The 258-nt window shown below is 65.5% G+C and carries 1 protein-coding gene; it reads right to left on the reverse strand.

Going from position 1 to position 258, the window contains the following annotated elements; genetic code table 11:
- Window positions 1–258: dihydrodipicolinate synthase family protein (locus PA598K_RS29285; RefSeq protein WP_376739092.1), on the reverse strand; the 258-nt coding region annotated here is incomplete at both ends.

The following is a 258-nucleotide window of genomic DNA, read 5'->3' on the forward strand; positions in this document are numbered from 1 at the left end:
TTGATCGCGACGATGCCGGGAATCTCGGCGAACGCGGCCCAGAAGTCATAGCTGAAGATTCGACCGCCGACCGAAGGCTGGAGGTAGAAGCCGATGACTGGAATCCGCGCAGCTACAGCCCGCGTCCGCTCGAGGATCTCCGACTCCGTCCACCCCTGCAGCCCGCCCATGCTGAGCAGACCCGCGTCGTAGCCAAGCGCAATGGCGGTATCGGCTTCGCGCAGCGCCTGCTCGGTCGGTCCGCATATCCCCGCGATC

The sequence above is a fragment of the Paenibacillus sp. 598K genome, from assembly GCF_003851045.1.
GTDB lineage: Bacteria > Bacillota > Bacilli > Paenibacillales > Paenibacillaceae > Paenibacillus_D.